Origin of the sequence: Pseudomonas fluorescens, assembly GCF_900215245.1 — a bacterium.
Lineage (GTDB): Bacteria > Pseudomonadota > Gammaproteobacteria > Pseudomonadales > Pseudomonadaceae > Aquipseudomonas > Aquipseudomonas fluorescens.
In genome coordinates this window covers 449,551-465,799 of sequence record NZ_LT907842.1, presented here as the reverse complement: position 1 = coordinate 465,799, position 16,249 = coordinate 449,551, and the positions used below count along the sequence as shown (strand labels likewise).

The window sequence follows — 16,249 nt, the reverse complement described above, 5'->3', positions numbered from 1 at the left end:
TGCTAGCTTCAATCATGCAAGCGACCCCGTGCTGGAGTAGTGAAGAAGTGATGGCACTCCTTTGATCGATAAGGATGATTGCCATGACCAACCTTCAAGGTTTACCCAGCTCTATCAGTGCTTCCGTCGGCACCCCAGGCAAGGCACGTAATGTGCCAGCTGACGTTGAATGCATTCAGCGTCTGTTCAATCTGATTACACCCAAGTCCGGTTCGCACTTGGTGGTCGACGGTCAGTGCGGTGCCCTGTTGGTTCAGCGCATCAGCGAATACCAGTCAAACTGTCTCAACGTCTCCAAGCCCGACGCAGTGATTGACCCGCAAGGCCGGACGTTCAACCGCCTGGTCGCGGATGCGCGCAAGGCCAGCCCTGAGACTCAGGCCGCCGAGCCAGACCGGCAGCCATGGCTGACCGAGCCTGCTTGCGACGGTGCAGTGACCCTTACCGATAGCGATTTTCAGCGTGCCGCCACTGCGCTGGGCAACGCTGTTTCGGTGAATATCATCAAGGCGTTCGCCACGGTGGAGTCGGGCGGGCGCTCCGGGTTTGGCCCGGCCAAAATGCCGGTGATTGCTTACGAAGGGCACCTCTTTCGCAAATACACCGAGCGGAAGTACGACAGGAGTCACCCCTTGTTGTCATACCCTTACGTGGAAAAGGCTGGCCCGCAATGGCGTGCCAATAACAAGAACCAGACGACGGCTTGGGCGACGCTGGTCGCTGCGTATAGGCTGGACCCTGCAGCGGCGTTGATGTCGACGTCCTGGGGCATGTTTCAAATCATGGGCTTCAACTTTGCCGCCTGCGGTTACACGACCGTGTTCGACTTCGTGACGGCGATGAAAACCAACGCTGGCCGTCAATTAAAGGCCTTCGTCGGTTTTTGCAGTAAAAACCCGGCCTTGGTCAAGGCGATCAAGAATAAGGACTACGTGGGCATGGCCGCCCGTTACAACGGTGCGGACTACGGCGACTACGACAAGCGAATCCAAACAGCGTTTGAGGCGCTTGAAAGGAAAAAATAGCCGCACATGATGGCTGCCTCACAATGTTCAGAGCGCCCACTGGACAACCCAAAACCAACTTGTTAGTTTCCGCCAGCCGCTCGTTTCAAGGTTTGAAAAGTGTGCTGGCTTGATGCTGAAGTGCCATCACTTCATTAACTAACAAGGATGTCTGTGATGAAAAGCCTGCAAGGGTTGCCCCGTCTCATCAGTGCTTCGGTCGGTGCGCCCGGTAAAGCGCGTAACTTGCCCGCCGATGTTCAGTGCATCCAGTATTTATTCAATTTGATCATTCCCAAGATGGGTTTTGCACTGGCTGAAAATGGCAAATGCGACGGCCAGTTGGTGCAGTGCATCAGTCAGTATCAGTTCCGTCATCTCAAGTACGCGCACCCCGATGGCGTGATCGACCCTACCGGTCGGACCTTCAACAGTTTGATCGAAGAAGCGGTGAAGGTGCCGGTGAAGGCGTATCCGACGATGCGAATCCCGAGCTTTCTCAATGTTTTCGGCAATAACAGCGGCGATGCGGTGCAAGCCACGGTCAATGTGTACCTGGACCGCATGCGCGCGATGGTCGAGGCCGAGCGGCGTAACCGGCAATTGATGCTGCAGTCCACCTGCGATGGCGGCATGACGCTCACCGATACCGACTTTCAGAACGCCGCCACCCAGCTGGGCAACGGCATTTCGGTGAACATCATCAAGGCGTTCGCCACGGTGGAGTCCGGCGGACGCTCTGGCTTCGGGCCGGCCAAATTGCCGGTGATCGCGTTTGAAGGGCATCATTTTCGCAAGTACACCAAGAAGATCTACGACCAGGCGCACCCGTTGCTGTCGTACCCCTATGTGAAAAAGGCCGGGCCACAATGGCAGGTCAATAACAAGGATCAGGTCAAGGCGTGGGAAACCATGGCGACTGCATTTGCCCTGGACCAGGAGGCGGCGCTGAAGTCGGCGTCCTGGGGCATGTTTCAGGTGATGGGGTTCAACTTCGGGTCGTGCGGTTACAAGACGGTATTTGAGTTCGTCGCGGCCTTAAAGATTAATGCCGGTAACCAGTTGAAAGCCTTCGTGTCGTTTTGCAGCCAAAGCCCTTCACTGATGAAGGCCATGAAAAACAAGGATTATGTTGGTATGGCGCGTGGCTATAACGGCGACGATTATGGCAACTATGACGTGCTGATTAAAAAAGCCTACGACGCACTGGAAGGGAAAAAATAAGATGAGCCGTTTTTCAGCAATCGCCGTGTTGTCGTGGTGCGCTGTCTTGCCTGGATGGGCAGGTGCGACTGAATTGCACTCGGGCCAATACGAAGGGCTGATGCTGGCGGTCACGCCCGAGCATCAGGTCGAAGGCTATTACTCGGAAGCATTGGGCGAGGGCGTGACCCGCAGTTGCACGTTCTATCTGCAAGGCAAGCCTGAAGCGCTGACCACCTGGCTCGATGCTGCTTACCCTGGCAGTGTGGTGGCCGCGTCCGACGGCGTCACCCTGACGGTGGAGCAGGGCCGTCAGCATCCCGGTTGTATCAGCGTGCTGATGCCGGAGATCGCGACGGGCCTGGAGTTGACCCAAACAGCCAACAAAAAATGGATCGGCCTTGTGACGGTGTCTGCTGACAAGGCTTACCTGCTGAAAGCCCCGGGCGCCGACGCTGCCAAGCGCCCGTACATCGTCAAGAATGATGTGGTCGGCGTGCTGGCCTACAAGGAGGGGTCGGCCAAGGTTGAGTTTACCAATGCCAAAGGCCGCTCGTTCACTGGCTGGATCAGCCAGGACCAATACCGCCGTGTGTCTGCGCCGAAAAGCTGAGCGATGCCACCGCTAGCCTGAGTTAACCCGCTACGCCGCAGCCTGCCAGGCAGACTGCGGCGTTTGTATGTGCGGGGTTCAGGCTTTGTTGCGGTTGAACAGCTTGCGGAGCAGGGCGAGCAACGCCACCACGCCGATTACCAGAAACTTCTTCGCCGCCAGCAGGAATATGCCGATTTTGGCGAACAGCCCGGCCTTGGCGGCGATCCCGCCGGCAACCAACGCCGCGAGGCCGTACGTGGCAAGCTTGTCGGTCTTCGGGTTGAAGTCGGTGTACAGGTTGCCGTCGGTGAAGTTGGTAAAGGCCAGGACTTTGGGCATTTCCTGCTTGATGGTCGGCAGGTCGACCATGGCGGCGACGGCATTGAGTTCCAGAACGCCTTCACGACCCAATACGCGGATGCTGTAGTTGAGGGTGGTCTGCTGGGCGTCGTCGGCTTTCAGCTCGCGGGCCCAATACATTTTGTGGGTAGTGTCGTCGTAGTGCGGCGGCTCGGCCCAGCCCAACAGGTGCAGGCCGGCGTAGCCTTGTTTCTGGCGCTCCTTGTTGTCGGCGTCGTCGTCTTCCTGCATTTGCTTGAGCAGTTCGGCGTAGTCGATTTTCGCGGCGTCTTCGTCGGACACGTGGCCGTCTGCCTTATAACTGACGATCACGCCCCAGCCGCGCTCCGACAGTGGGCTTACAGCTTTCGGCACGATCATGCCCAGGGTCTTGAAGCCTGGCGGGTTGCCCCAGCCATCGGTCAGCAGGCGCTCGGTGTCGGCCGGGTCGAGGTAGTAGAACTCATCGTTAAGCTTGAGGGTTGCAATGCCACTGGGCAGCGTGACCGTGCCGGTCTTTTGCTTGAGTGAAGCGAGAAAGTGCTCGGCGGTTTCGGCCGGTGCGCTGGCTTCAACGGGCGCAGGCGTGGGGGCGGCAGAGGCGAGTGCGGCAGGCAGGCTCAGGGCGGCCGCCGCGAGCAATAGGCGGATGTAATTCATGGTAGTCCCTTACATTTTGAATTAATTTCGCCGGAGAATAGCGTAAACGAGCTCGCCTGGGTTAGCCGAAAGCCTCGCGCAGCAGCTCGGCAAACGCATCCCGTGCCAGGTGCCGCTGGGTGTCAGTGTGCCAAAACAGCAGGTTGTCCACGGCCTGCAACTCCTCAAACCGGTAGGACGTCAGCTGGTTGGCCTGCTCATAGCGGGCCAGGATGCCTTCCGGTGCCAGCGCCACGCCAATGCCTGCGCTGACACAACCGATGATCGTGCCCCAGCTGGCATAGCTGGCGATGCTTGGCTTGACGTCATGGGGTTTGATCCAGTTCTCCAATGCGGCGCGATACGGGCAACCCGTTGGCCACACCAGCAGCGTGCGGCCCGCGAGGTCTTCGGCACTGTTGATCGGCGCGCTGGACGCGCTGGCAATCAGCACCAGGCGCTCGCTGTAGACCACGCAGCGTTCGAGCTTGGCGCGTTTGCCGCCGGAGGCGACCAACGCCACGTCGAGACGATGGTGTTGCAGGTCGTCCAGCAGTTGCGCCCAGGCGCCGGTGACCAGCTCAAGGGTGACGTTCGGGTAACGGCGATGGTATTCCGCCAGCAACGGCGGCAGGCGCCCGCTGGCGCTGGACTCTACCGCGCCGATGCGCAAGGTGCCGCGCGGAATGGCGTTGGCATCCACCGCGCGTTTGGACTCGTCCACCAACGCCAGGATGCGCTCGCAGTAGTCCAGGAAGATTTCACCGGCGGCACTGATCGCCAGCCCACGGCCCGCACGAATAAACAGCGGCGTGCCCAACTCGCCTTCCAACTGCTTGATACGCGTGGTGATGTTGGAGGGCACGCAGTGCAATTGCAGAGCGGCCTGGGCCACGCTGCCGGTTTGTGCCACGGCTCGCACCATTTTCAGTTGGGCCAGTTCCATTGCTCAGTTCCAGTGATTTCAGAAGTCAGAAACGGTCAATTGTCCTACGTCTTGCTCAGGCCAAGACTGACGGTATTCCTTCTCAGTTTCTGGACGCCGTCGATGAATACCCCGTCATCCTTAAAGCTTACGCTAGTCATCGCCGGCGTCATCCTCTGTTGGGCCTATTCACCGATTGGCGTGCACATGGGGCTGCACAGTTACAGCCCCGGTCAGTTGGCGTTGCTGCGGTTCTTGATCGCATCGGTATTCATGGCGGGTGTGGCCGTGCTGGTGGGCATCGCGCGCCCGCGTTTGCAGGATCTGCCGTGGCTGCTGGTGCTGGGGTTTTTCGGGGTGTTCCTGCACCACACCAGCCTCAACTATGGGCAGCAATGGGTGACGGCGGCGGCGTCCAGTGTGCTCGCGCAGTCGGCGCCGCTGTTCAGTGTGCTGATCGCGTTTTTTGCCTTGAAGGAGCGGGTCAGTGTCTGGCGTTGGGGCTGCGTGCTGTTGGGGTTGGTCGGCGTGCTGGTGGTGATCTGGGGCGATCATGGCTTAGGCGAAATCGACCCGCGCGGTTTGCTGATTTTATTGGCGGCCGTGTCGTGGAGCGTGTACTTCGCCATCCAGAAACACTACGCGCATCGCTACAGTCCGCTGACCATGGCGTGCTACATGGTGTGGGCGGGCACGCTGATGCTGTGTGTGAACCTGCCGGGCCTGGCCAATGCTGTCGGGCAGGCGCCGTTGCCGGAAAACCTCGCGGTGCTGGTGCTGGGGATCTTTCCGAGTGCCCTGGCGTATCTGGCGTGGGGGTATGTGTTGAAACACATCGACGTCAGCCGCGCCTCGCTGGCGATGTACCTGATTCCGCCGGTCGCCATGGTGATGGCCGCGACGCTGCTGGGCGAACACATTGCCCTGCAGGTGGTGCTGGGCGGTGTGATTGTACTGGCCAGCGTCGCGGCCATCAGCCTGGAGGGCCGCTGGCGATCAGTCGCTCAGGCTGAACGCGCGAAGCCGGTGGCCATCAAGGTCCTGGGCGACAAAGGTGTAACCGAAGTCCAGGGTGGTCGGTGACTGGATGATCGTCGCGCCGCTCGCTACCCACTGAGCGTGCAGGGCGTCGACCGCGGCATTGTCGGGCAGGGAAAAGCCTACCTCGCCGCCGCCGCCAGTGATCCGGGCGGCCGGCTCTACGGTGTGCCGTGACCACAGCCCCAGCTTCACACCGGTGTCGAGGATGAACAGGGCAAACGTCGGGTTCAACTCCACCGGGGGCTTGTCCAGCAGGCGGCTATAGAAGTTGGCGCTGGTGGCCGGGCTGTCTACGTACAGCAGAAAGTAGTGGGCGACGGTGTTCATACAGGCTCCTTGAGAACGGGCGGTTGAGTCAGCCCAGTTTAGGAGAGGGCCCTGTCAGTTCTTGTCAGGAGTCGGCAGCGGTTGCGCATTTTCACCGGTGTACAGCTTGATGATGTCATCGATCTCGCCCGACATTTTCATCCGCAACAGTGTGCGCAAGATCCGTTGCACCGGGACTTTCGGGTCATTGCGCACGATGCAACCCAGGCTTTGCTCGTCGATCACGGCGGCCTTGGGCAACTGCTGGTCGGCAGGCAGGTTGAGGTTGAAGCGGTCCAGCACCCATTCATTGATGACGGCGTATTTATAGCGCCCGGCCACCAGCTTTTGCAGCACCAGCGCCTCGCTGCGCGAATCGTCACGGGTCAGCCGGCCGCTGGCGAACAGCGGGTCGAGCGTGGCGTAGTGGTAGGTAAGCACGGTGCCGATCGACTGGGGTGCCAGCTCACTGACCTGCACCGGTTGTGGCGCTGCCGGGCTGCTCGCCAGCACATTTCGTTGCACCATCAGGGGCACGCTCCAGATGTAGTCGCCGGACAGGTTGTCGACCCAGTCCCGGGCCACATAGCAGCGCACGTCAATGTCGCCGTGCGCCATGGCAGCGGCGATGCGGGGCCGTGCCAGTACGTGGAACTCGGCCGGGCGCCCGACCTGGGTGGCCAGGCTCAACATCAAGTCATACAAAATGCCCTGAGTGGGCCGGCGGTGTTCGACTTCGGCCATGGGCATCGCCCAACTGTCGGAAATCGAGAAGCGCAACGGCGCGGGTGCCGCGAGGCTGGTGAGGGAAATCATCCATAAAGCGCCCAGGATTACGCGCATACACTCTCCGGGTTGAGGCCTTCGTGGGGCCCATCAGGCAAGCTTAGTCAGATTAGGCGAGCGTGCCGGATGCAATTTCCCCCTTGCTCCGCTAGCATTACCGGCTTCCGCTTCCCAGTTGCGACGGTTTTCGATGAGTTATCAGGTTCTTGCACGTAAATGGCGTCCGCGCTCGTTCCGCGAAATGGTCGGCCAGACCCATGTGCTCAAGGCTCTGATCAATGCCTTGGACAGCCAACGGCTGCACCATGCCTACCTGTTCACCGGTACGCGCGGGGTGGGCAAGACCACCATTGCGCGCATTATTGCCAAATGCCTGAACTGCGAAACCGGCATCACGTCGACGCCTTGCGGCACGTGTTCGGTGTGCCGCGAAATCGACGAAGGGCGTTTCGTCGACCTGATCGAGATCGACGCCGCGAGCCGCACCAAGGTCGAAGACACCCGCGAATTGCTCGACAACGTGCAGTACGCGCCGAGCCGTGGCCGCTTCAAGGTCTACCTGATCGACGAAGTGCACATGCTGTCCAGTCATTCCTTCAACGCATTGTTGAAAACCCTGGAAGAGCCGCCGCCCTACGTCAAATTCATTCTGGCCACCACCGACCCGCAGAAGCTTCCTGCAACGATTCTGTCGCGGTGCCTGCAGTTCTCCCTGAAAAACATGACCCCCGAGCGTGTGGTCGAGCATTTGACCCACGTGCTGGGTGTCGAGAACGTACCGTTCGAAGACGACGCACTGTGGCTGCTCGGCCGTGCTGCCGATGGTTCGATGCGTGATGCCATGAGCCTCACCGACCAGGCCATCGCCTTCGGTGAAGGCAAGGTCATGGCCGCCGATGTGCGCGCCATGCTCGGCACCCTCGACCACGGCCAGGTATTCGACGTGCTGCACGCGCTGATCGAAGGTGATGCCAAGGCATTGCTTGAAGCCGTGCGCCACTTGTCGGAGCAAGGGCCGGACTGGAACGGTGTGCTCTCGGAAATCCTCAACGTGCTGCACCGTGTCGCCATCGCCCAGGCGTTGCCGGAAGGTGTCGACAACGGCCATGGCGACCGCGACCGCGTGTTGGCGCTGGCCCAGGCGTTGCCGGCCGAAGACGTACAGTTTTACTACCAGATGGGCCTGATCGGCCGCAGGGATTTGCCCCTGGCGCCGGACCCGCGTGGTGGCTTTGAAATGGTCCTGCTGCGGATGCTGGCCTTCCGGCCCGCTGACTCGGCAGACGCACCGAGACAGCCGCTAAAGCCAGTGGGAATCAGCCAGGCCACAGTTGATTCCGCCAAACCAGTGGCTGGCGCAGCGGTGGCCGCGCCAGTGGTTGCTGCACCTGCGCCGGTTGCTCCGGCACCGGAGCCTGTGGTTGCCGCGCCCGTGGCCGAGCCAGCGCCGCAGCCGGCGCCGGTGATCGAGCCCGAGCCCGAGCCCGAACCGGCCCCGGTGGTTGACCTGCCCTGGAACGATCCGATAGACGCCGAGCCTGACGTCGAGCTGCAGCCTGCCGTGGAGCCCGTACTGGAAACCATCGGCGAGCAGCCCGAGCTGACGCCGATGCCCGCACCGACACCGGACAGTGTTGTGCCGGCCGCGCCCGAGTGGGTGTCTGCGCCGGTGCCCGAGCCGACGGTCGCCCAAGTCGACGCTGCGACGCCGGGCATCGACCTCGACGACGAACCGCCACTGGACGAAGACTACATCGAGCCGGACATGGATTCGGCCTACAGCTACCTGGATGACCTGGCCAGCGAGCACACCGCCGAACCGGCGCCCGAGCCCGAAGCGGAACCGGCGGCGGCCCCGGCCACCGGCCTGGCCTTGCAGTGGCTGGAGCTGTTCCCGAAATTGCCGATCTCCGGCATGACCGGCAGCATCGCGGCCAACTGCACCTTGATCGCCATCGATGGTGACCATTGGCTGTTGCACCTGGACCCGGCCCACAGCGCGCTGTTCAACGCGACCCAGCAACGCCGGCTCAACGATGCGCTGAACCAGTACCATGAGCGCACGCTGACCATCACCATCGAGCTGATCAAGCCCGAGCAGGAAACCCCGGCCCAGGCCGCGACACGCCGACGCATCAACCGTCAGCAAGAAGCGGAAAGCTCGATCCACGGTGATCCGCTCATCCAGCAAATGATGCAACAGTTTGGTGCGGTCGTGCGCCAAGATACTATTGAACCTGTCGACGCCCCGGTGCCCCAAGCGTGATAAAACCGGGCTACTTATTGATCCACGTACTTTTGAGGTGATTCCCATGATGAAAGGTGGCATGGCCGGCCTGATGAAGCAGGCGCAGCAGATGCAGGAAAAGATGGCCAAGATGCAGGAAGAACTGGCCAACGCCGAAGTCACCGGTAAAGCCGGTGGCGATATGGTCAGCGTGGTGATGACCGGTCGTCACGACATCAAGCGCGTGAGCATTGACCCAAGCGTGTTGCCCGGTGCCAGTGAAGATGACCTGGAAATGCTTGAAGCGCTGTTCGCGGCGGCCGTCAACGACGCCGTGCGCAAGATCGAAGCCAACAGCCAGGACAAAATGTCTGGCGTGACCGCCGGCATGCAACTGCCGCCGGGCATGAAGCTGCCGTTCTGATCGGTGAGCTTTTGCTTTAATAAAAATGCCAGGCATCGCGCCTGGCATTTTTGTTTGTGCGGTAATCGTCCGCTGGGCAGTCACGTCATGCCGCGAGGACGCACTGCGTTCAATCTGAACCCTGAAGCGGCTTACAGGGTCTGCACCCTATACCGATGAATTCGATAAAGGAGTTCCCTGATGTCTGAAGAACCGATTCTGAACCAGCGCGTCGTGCTGGTCTCGCGCCCTCAAGGCGCACCGACCCCGGAAAACTTCCGCTTGGAACGCGTGACCTTGCCCGAGTTGGCGGACGGCCAGGTGCTATTGAAAACCCTGTACCTGTCCCTCGATCCCTATATGCGCGGCCGCATGAGTGACGCACCTTCCTACGCGGCTCCGGTTGAAATCGACGAGGTTATGACCGGTGGCGCTGTCAGCCGTATCGAGCAATCGCGTAACCCGAAATTCGAAGTGGGTGACCTGGTCGTCGGCTCCACCGGCTGGCAGAGCCACAGCGTTTCCGACGGACGTAACCTGATCCCGGTGCCCAAGGGCCTGGCGAGCCCGTCAATGGCGCTGGGTGTACTGGGCATGCCGGGGATGACTGCGTACATGGGGCTGATGGATATCGGGCAGCCCAAGGCGGGGGAAACCCTGGTGGTGGCGGCTGCCTCCGGCGCCGTCGGTTCGGTGGTGGGCCAGGTGGCCAAGCTCAAGGGCTTGCGAGTGGTGGGCATCGCCGGTGGCGCGGACAAATGCCGCTACGTGGTGGACGAGCTGGGTTTTGACGCGTGCATCGATCACAAGAGCGCCGATTTTGCCAACGAGCTGGCCCTGGCCTGCGCCAACGGCGTGGACATTTACTTTGAAAACGTCGGCGGCAAGGTGTTCGATGCGGTGCTGCCGTTGCTCAACCCCAAAGCGCGGATTCCCCTGTGCGGCTTGATCGCCGGCTACAACGCCCATGAAGCGCCGAGCGGTCCCGACCGTCTGCCGGCGCTGCAACGCACCTTGCTGACCAAGCGCGTGCGCATCCAGGGCTTTATCGTGTTCGACGACTACGGTGATCGCCAGCCTGAATTCCTCAGCGCCATGGCGCCGTGGGTGCGCGATGGCAAGATCAAGTTCCGCGAAGACGTGGTCGAGGGCCTGGAGCAGGCGCCGGAAGCCTTTATCGGTTTGCTTGAGGGGCGCAACTTCGGCAAGTTGGTGGTGCGCGTCGCACAGGATTGACCATTTGACGCTAATCCGGGGCGCGGGTATAAACCGCGTCTCGTTGTTTTGTCGGACCATTGCCCCATGAGCTTCAGCCCTCTGATTCGCCAACTGATCGACGCCCTGCGTACCTTGCCGGGTGTGGGTCAGAAAACCGCCCAGCGTATGGCGCTGCAACTGCTGGAGCGGGATCGCAGCGGCGGCACGCGCTTGGCCCAGGCCTTGAGCCAGGCCATGACCGGCGTGGGCCACTGCCGCCAGTGCCGCACCCTCACCGAAGAAGAACTCTGCCCGCAATGTGCCGACCCGCGCCGCGACGACACGTTGCTGTGCGTGGTAGAGGGGCCGATGGATGTGTATGCGGTAGAGCAGACCGGCTATCGCGGGCGCTACTTTGTGCTTAAAGGGCACCTCTCGCCGTTGGACGGCCTGGGGCCGGAAGCCATCGGCATTCCGCAACTGGTGGCACGCATTCAAGAGCAGGGCACCTTTACCGAGGTGATCCTGGCGACCAACCCAACGGTGGAAGGTGAGGCGACCGCGCATTACATCGCCCAGCTGTTGAGCAACAAAGGGCTGGTGACGTCGCGTATCGCCCACGGCGTGCCGCTGGGGGGTGAGCTGGAATTGGTCGATGGCGGCACGTTGGCGCATTCGTTTGCAGGTCGCAAACCGATCGCCCTTTAACGCTCGTCACCGTTCAAAATGTGCAAGCGGGCGTGCTCGCGAATGTGGGGTGTCAGTCAGCAGATGTATTGACTGAACCCGCGCATTCGCGAGCAAGCCCGCTCCCACACTGTTTTGTGTGAGCTTGATCGCTTGATAACCAAGCAAGCGCTTGGTAAGTTCGATCTACCTCAGCGTGGAGCTTGCCGATGTCTGCCTATCAGGACTACTTCGACCCCAGCCACCAATTGGTCCGCGACAGCGTGCGCCGTTTTGTCGAGCGCGAGATGTTGCCGGGCATCGAACAATGGGAGGAGGCGGAAAGCTTTCCTCGCGAGCTGTACCGCAAGGCCGGCGCTGCGGGGATTCTGGGTATCGGTTACGCGGAGAGTCTGGGCGGCAGTCACGAAGGTGATCTGTTTGCCAAAGTCGCTGCCAGCGAAGAGTTGATGCGCTGTGGTTCCGGTGGGGTCGTTGCAGGGCTGGGTTCGCTGGATATCGGCCTGCCGCCCGTCGTCAAATGGGCGCGGCCCGAAGTGCGTGACCGCGTCGCGCCCCAGGTGTTGGCCGGCGAAAAGATCATCGCCCTGGCCGTTACCGAGCCTGGCGGTGGCTCCGATGTGGCCAACCTGCAAACCCGCGCGATCCGTGATGGCGAGCATTACCGGGTGAGCGGCAGCAAAACCTTTATCACCAGCGGCAACCGTGCAGACTTCTACACCGTGGCCGTCCGCACAGGCGGGCCGGGCTTTGGCGGTATCAGCTTAGTGCTCATCGAAAAAGGTACGCCGGGCTTCACGGTCGGTCAGCCGTTGAAGAAAATGGGTTGGTGGGCGTCGGACACGGCGGAGTTGTTCTTTGACGATTGCCACGTGCCTGTGGGCAACCTGATCGGCGTCGAGAACGTGGGCTTTGCCTGCATCATGGGCAACTTCCAAAGCGAGCGCCTGGCCCTGGCGTTGATGGCCAATATGACCGCGCAACTGGCGCTGGAGGAAAGCCTCAAATGGGCCGCCCAGCGCGAAGCCTTTGGCAAACCCATCGGCAAATTCCAGGTGCTCAAGCATCGGCTGGCCGAGATGGCGACGGCGGTGGAAGTGTCGCGGGAATTCACGTATCGCCAGGCAGCAAAAATGGCCGCAGGCATGAGTGTGATCAAGGAAATCTCCATGGCCAAGAACCTGGCCACCGACACTGCCGATCGCGTCACTTACGACGCCGTGCAGATCCTTGGCGGCCAAGGCTACATGCGCGGCAGCCTGGTGGAGCGGCTGTATCGCGACAACCGCATCCTGTCCATCGGTGGCGGCACCCGCGAAGTGATGAATGAAATCATCAGCAAGCAGATGGGGTTGTGACGGGGTTCACGGGCTCCATCGTGGGCAGGCCCGGCCCCCACAGGTGAGCGCATTCGGATGGGGGCGCGGGCTTGCCAGCGATGCGGCCGGTTCCGGCAATGCTTAACGTTCGGTCAATGCAAACTGGGTCAGGCAAAACGTCGGAATGCCCATGTCTTGCAAACGCTGCGAGCCACCCAGCTCGGGCAAATCAATGATCGCCGCCGCTTCAAAAATCTTCGCGCCCATGCGCCGCACCAGGTTGGCGGCAGCGATCAAGGTTCCGCCGGTGGCGATCAGGTCATCGAACATCAGCACCGAGTCGCCTTCACACAGGCTGTCGGCGTGCACTTCGAGGAAGGCTTCGCCGTATTCGGTCTGGTAACCCTCGGCCAGCACGTCGGCCGGCAGCTTGCCCTGCTTGCGGAACAGGATCAGCGGTTTGTTCAGTTGGTAGGCGATGATCGAACCGATCAGAAAGCCGCGCGCATCCATCGCGCCGATGTGGGTAAAGTCGGCCTCGACATAACGCTGGGCAAAGCTGTCCGCCACCAGGCGCAGGGCCCTGGGCGATTGGAACAGGGGCGTGATGTCACGAAATATCACCCCAGGCTTGGGGAAATCGATGACAGGGCGAATCAGGGATTTGATGTCGAACGAATCGAAGGTCATCGTCGAAGAGTCCTGAGGGCTGAAAACGGACTCGAAGTATACCTGCGGCCTCGCCGATTGGCGCGGCCGCAAGCCTTTGCATCAACCGTCCAGCGAACCACCGGCCAGCGCGCACAACTGGATGGGGTCGAGAATGTGGACTTCCTTGCCTTCGGCGGCAATCAATTCGTTCTGCTGAAAACGTGTGAACACTCGGGACACGGTTTCCACCGCGAGGCCCAGGTAGTTGCCGATTTCATTGCGCGACATGCTCAGGCGGAACTGATTGGCCGAGAACCCACGGGCGCGGAAACGTGCCGACAAGTTGACCAGGAAGGTGGCGATACGCTCGTCGGCGGTTTTTTTCGACAGCAGCAACATCATCTGTTGATCGTCACGAATCTCTCGGCTCATCACACGCATCAACTGGCGACGCAACTGCGGCAGTTGCAGGGCCAATTCATCCAGGCGTTCGAAGGGGATTTCGCACACCGACGTCGTCTCCAGGGCCTGGGCCGACACGGGGTGAATCTCGGTGTCCATGCCGGACAGCCCGACCAGTTCGCTGGGCAGGTGGAAACCGGTGATCTGCTCTTCGCCGCCGTCGCTCAGGCTGAACGTCTTCAACGCTCCCGAACGTACTGCATAAACGGAATCGAATTTGTCGCCTTGGCGAAACAGGAACTCGCCTTTTTTCAGCGGGCGACCACGTTTAACGATTTCGTCCAGCGCTTCCATGTCTTCCAAATTCAATGAAAGTGGCAGGCAGAGGGGCGCCAGGCTGCAATCCTTGCAGTGAGCCTGACTGTGAGCGCGCAGCTTGACTGGCTCGGACATTTCTTAAATCCTTGTGAGAAAACACACATAAGACGTAAGGGTAACGCACTGAGGGGAGTGAGGCCAGTCTGTACAAAAAAGCAGCAACGGTATAAAGGATTATGTATCAGTGCCGATACATGAAGTTATCTCCATGAGCCGGAGCTCAGATCATGTCAGTCAGTTCGATCCAGAACCCGAATATCAACGTGGCAGCGGTATCGGTATGGAAGGCCGCCGATGCGGCAAAAGATAAAGACGCCACCACCAAGGCGCCAACCGAAGCCAAGAATGTTCAACCCACGCCCACCGAAGGTGTGAAGGTGGTCATTTCCGGTGCGGGGATGGGCGCATCGAAGGCCGAGCAATCGCCCAACAGCGATATCGACAACAGCAGCTTGAGCGATAGCGTCAAGCAGTTGTTGAAAATGCTCCGCGAGCTGAAAAAGCAGCTCGCCGAAAAAATGGCTGAACTCTCGGCTGCCATGTCTGACACCGCCCTGAGCCCCGAGGCACAGCAGGCCAAGGTGGCCAGATTGCAGGGCGATGTGGCGACCCTACAAGCCGCCTTGGTAACGACCCAGACGCAGTTGGGCAAAACCCTGAAGAACGAGCCGCCAGCCGCTCAGTTGGAAGCCATGAGCCTGGCGATGAAGTAGCGGCGCTTAGATCACCCGCGAAAACCGTTGCCTGTTCTGGTGCTCCAGGTAGGCATCGAACACCATGCACACCGAGCGTACTAACAAACGCCCGGCGGGCAGTACGCGAATGCCCTGGGCATCGAGTTCAATCAGGCCGTCTGCGGCCATCGTCTCCAACTGCGGCCAGAGCTCGTCGAAATAACCGCGAAAGTCGATGTTGAACGCTTGTTCGATCCGCTCGAAGCCCAGGCTGAAATTGCAGATCAACTGCTGAATCACCTCCCGCCGCAAGCGATCATCCGTGGTGCAGACCAGGCCACGGCTGGTCGCCAGCTGCCCGCCGGCCAGCGCGCTCTGGTAGTGGTTGAGGTCGCTGCTGTTCTGGCAGTACAGGTCACCGATCTGGCTGATTGCCGAGACACCCAACCCAATCAAGTCGCAATGCCCGTGGGTGGTATAGCCCTGGAAATTGCGTTGCAGCCTGCCTTCTTCCTGGGCGATGGCCAGTTCGTCATCGGGCAGGGCAAAGTGGTCCATGCCGATGTAGCGATAGCCCGCCTGGGTCAACTGCTCGATGGTGGTTTGCAGCATCAGCAGTTTTTCTGCCGGGGAGGGCAAGTCGTCGGCGTTGATCCGCCGCTGTGGCATAAAACGCTCCGGCAGGTGCGCATAGTTGAATACCGACAGGCGATCCGGTTGCAGGTTGATCACTTCTTCGACGGTACGCGCAAAATTCAGCGGCGACTGCTTGGGCAGGCCGTAGATCAGGTCGACGTTGATCGAGCGAAACTGCAGGGTGCGTGCCGCATCAATCACTGCGCGGGTTTCTTCCAGACTTTGCAAGCGGTTGACCGCCCGTTGTACCTCGGGGTCGAGGTCTTGCAGGCCGATGCTCACGCGGTTGAAGCCCAGTTCACGCAGCAACCCCATGGTCGCCCAGTCGGCTTCACGCGGGTCAATCTCGATGCCGTAATCACCGGAGTCATCATCGAGCAAATTGAAATGCTGGCGCAGGCTTGTCATGACCTGGCGCAGTTCGTCGTGGCTGAGAAACGTCGGCGTGCCGCCACCAAAGTGCAACTGCTCCACCGGCTGTTTCGGGTCGAGGTGGCAGGCCACCAACTGGATTTCCTGCTCCAGTCGTTGCAGATAGGCCTGGGCGCGGCCGCGGTCCTTGGTGATGACCTTGTTGCATGCGCAGTAGTAGCAAATGTTCGCGCAGAACGGCACATGCACATACAGCGACAAGGGGCGCACGGCCTTGCGGCTGTCGCGCAGGGCGTGGAGCAGGTCGAAGGTGCCGACCTGGCTGTCGAATTGTACGGCGGTGGGGTAGGACGTGTAGCGCGGCCCCGCCAAGTCGTAACGGTGAATCAGATCTGTGTCCCAACGAATGGCGTCGAGCATGCGGGCGGTCCCCCGAATAGGCTAGTGGACCGAGTCTAGGGGCAT

At 60.7% G+C, this 16,249-nt stretch carries 17 protein-coding genes; 10 read left to right on the top strand and 7 right to left on the bottom strand.

Translation table 11 applies throughout. The annotated features are described in order from the left end of the window. Window positions 1-83 precede the first annotated feature (83 nt). The 3 genes from CPH89_RS02150 (at window position 84) to CPH89_RS02140 (ending at window position 2,820) form a co-directional block, all read left to right on the top strand. The gene (locus CPH89_RS02150) at window positions 84-1,025 is read left to right on the top strand and encodes an N-acetylmuramidase family protein (RefSeq protein WP_053257447.1); all 942 of its coding nucleotides are present in this window, start codon (window positions 84-86) and stop codon (window positions 1,023-1,025) included. Between the two features lie 156 nt (window positions 1,026-1,181). Further along, a complete protein-coding gene (locus CPH89_RS02145) occupies window positions 1,182-2,228 on the top strand; it encodes an N-acetylmuramidase family protein (protein WP_053257446.1) in 1,047 nt (348 codons plus the stop codon). A gap of 1 nt (window position 2,229) precedes the next feature. Beyond that, the gene (locus CPH89_RS02140; protein WP_053257445.1) at window positions 2,230-2,820 is read left to right on the top strand and encodes a hypothetical protein; all 591 of its coding nucleotides are present in this window, start codon (window positions 2,230-2,232) and stop codon (window positions 2,818-2,820) included. 78 nt (window positions 2,821-2,898) lie between these two features. On the opposite strand, the gene CPH89_RS02135 is transcribed toward CPH89_RS02140, so the two are convergent. Further along, a complete protein-coding gene (locus tag CPH89_RS02135; RefSeq protein ID WP_053257444.1) occupies window positions 2,899-3,801 on the bottom strand; it encodes a DUF2167 domain-containing protein in 903 nt (300 codons plus the stop codon). A gap of 61 nt (window positions 3,802-3,862) precedes the next feature. Next, complete coding sequence (locus tag CPH89_RS02130; protein WP_053257443.1) at window positions 3,863-4,726, bottom strand: LysR family transcriptional regulator; 864 nt, start codon at window positions 4,724-4,726, stop codon at window positions 3,863-3,865. A 102-nt stretch (window positions 4,727-4,828) separates the two neighbouring features. Here CPH89_RS02130 and CPH89_RS02125 point away from each other — a divergent pair, with 102 nt between their 5' ends. Further along, the gene (locus tag CPH89_RS02125) at window positions 4,829-5,788 is read left to right on the top strand and encodes a DMT family transporter (RefSeq protein ID WP_053257442.1); all 960 of its coding nucleotides are present in this window, start codon (window positions 4,829-4,831) and stop codon (window positions 5,786-5,788) included. On the opposite strand, the gene CPH89_RS02120 is transcribed toward CPH89_RS02125, so the two are convergent. Both CPH89_RS02120 and CPH89_RS02115 read right to left on the bottom strand, forming a co-directional pair. Next, on the bottom strand, window positions 5,702-6,073 hold the full coding sequence (locus CPH89_RS02120; protein ID WP_053257441.1) for a VOC family protein: 372 nt from the start codon (window positions 6,071-6,073) through the stop codon (window positions 5,702-5,704). The two genes, CPH89_RS02125 and CPH89_RS02120, sit on opposite strands and share 87 nt — an antisense overlap. A gap of 54 nt (window positions 6,074-6,127) precedes the next feature. Continuing rightward, window positions 6,128-6,895 carry a substrate-binding periplasmic protein gene (locus CPH89_RS02115; protein WP_053257440.1) on the bottom strand — a complete coding sequence of 256 codons (768 nt, stop codon included), beginning with the start codon at window positions 6,893-6,895 and terminating at the stop codon, window positions 6,128-6,130. A 133-nt stretch (window positions 6,896-7,028) separates the two neighbouring features. Here CPH89_RS02115 and dnaX point away from each other — a divergent pair, with 133 nt between their 5' ends. From dnaX to CPH89_RS02090, 5 genes are all read left to right on the top strand, one after another. Further along, a complete protein-coding gene (gene dnaX / locus CPH89_RS02110; protein WP_053257439.1) occupies window positions 7,029-9,104 on the top strand; it encodes a DNA polymerase III subunit gamma/tau in 2,076 nt (691 codons plus the stop codon). Between the two features lie 46 nt (window positions 9,105-9,150). Beyond that, window positions 9,151-9,489: a YbaB/EbfC family nucleoid-associated protein gene (locus tag CPH89_RS02105; protein WP_010563853.1), complete on the top strand. Its 339-nt coding sequence runs from the start codon at window positions 9,151-9,153 to the stop codon at window positions 9,487-9,489. A 180-nt stretch (window positions 9,490-9,669) separates the two neighbouring features. Continuing rightward, a complete protein-coding gene (locus tag CPH89_RS02100) occupies window positions 9,670-10,704 on the top strand; it encodes an NADPH-dependent curcumin/dihydrocurcumin reductase (RefSeq protein WP_053257438.1) in 1,035 nt (344 codons plus the stop codon). Between the two features lie 66 nt (window positions 10,705-10,770). Then, entirely contained in the window at window positions 10,771-11,373 is a 603-nt protein-coding gene (gene recR, locus CPH89_RS02095; RefSeq protein ID WP_053257437.1) for a recombination mediator RecR, read from the top strand. A gap of 188 nt (window positions 11,374-11,561) precedes the next feature. Further along, window positions 11,562-12,710 carry an acyl-CoA dehydrogenase family protein gene (locus tag CPH89_RS02090; RefSeq protein WP_053257436.1) on the top strand — a complete coding sequence of 383 codons (1,149 nt, stop codon included), beginning with the start codon at window positions 11,562-11,564 and terminating at the stop codon, window positions 12,708-12,710. Window positions 12,711-12,812: 102 nt separating this feature from the next. On the opposite strand, the gene CPH89_RS02085 is transcribed toward CPH89_RS02090, so the two are convergent. Beyond that, window positions 12,813-13,361 (bottom strand): adenine phosphoribosyltransferase, encoded by a 549-nt coding sequence (locus CPH89_RS02085; RefSeq protein WP_053257435.1) that lies wholly within the window; start codon window positions 13,359-13,361, stop codon window positions 12,813-12,815. A gap of 81 nt (window positions 13,362-13,442) precedes the next feature. Then, window positions 13,443-14,177 carry a fumarate/nitrate reduction transcriptional regulator Fnr gene (gene fnr, locus CPH89_RS02080; RefSeq protein WP_003219044.1) on the bottom strand — a complete coding sequence of 245 codons (735 nt, stop codon included), beginning with the start codon at window positions 14,175-14,177 and terminating at the stop codon, window positions 13,443-13,445. Between the two features lie 152 nt (window positions 14,178-14,329). Between fnr and CPH89_RS02075 the strand changes: the two genes are divergently transcribed. Next, the gene (locus CPH89_RS02075) at window positions 14,330-14,815 is read left to right on the top strand and encodes a hypothetical protein (RefSeq protein ID WP_053257434.1); all 486 of its coding nucleotides are present in this window, start codon (window positions 14,330-14,332) and stop codon (window positions 14,813-14,815) included. Between the two features lie 6 nt (window positions 14,816-14,821). On the opposite strand, the gene hemN is transcribed toward CPH89_RS02075, so the two are convergent. Further along, window positions 14,822-16,204 (bottom strand): oxygen-independent coproporphyrinogen III oxidase, encoded by a 1,383-nt coding sequence (gene hemN, locus CPH89_RS02070; RefSeq protein ID WP_053257433.1) that lies wholly within the window; start codon window positions 16,202-16,204, stop codon window positions 14,822-14,824. Window positions 16,205-16,249: the final 45 nt, after the last annotated feature.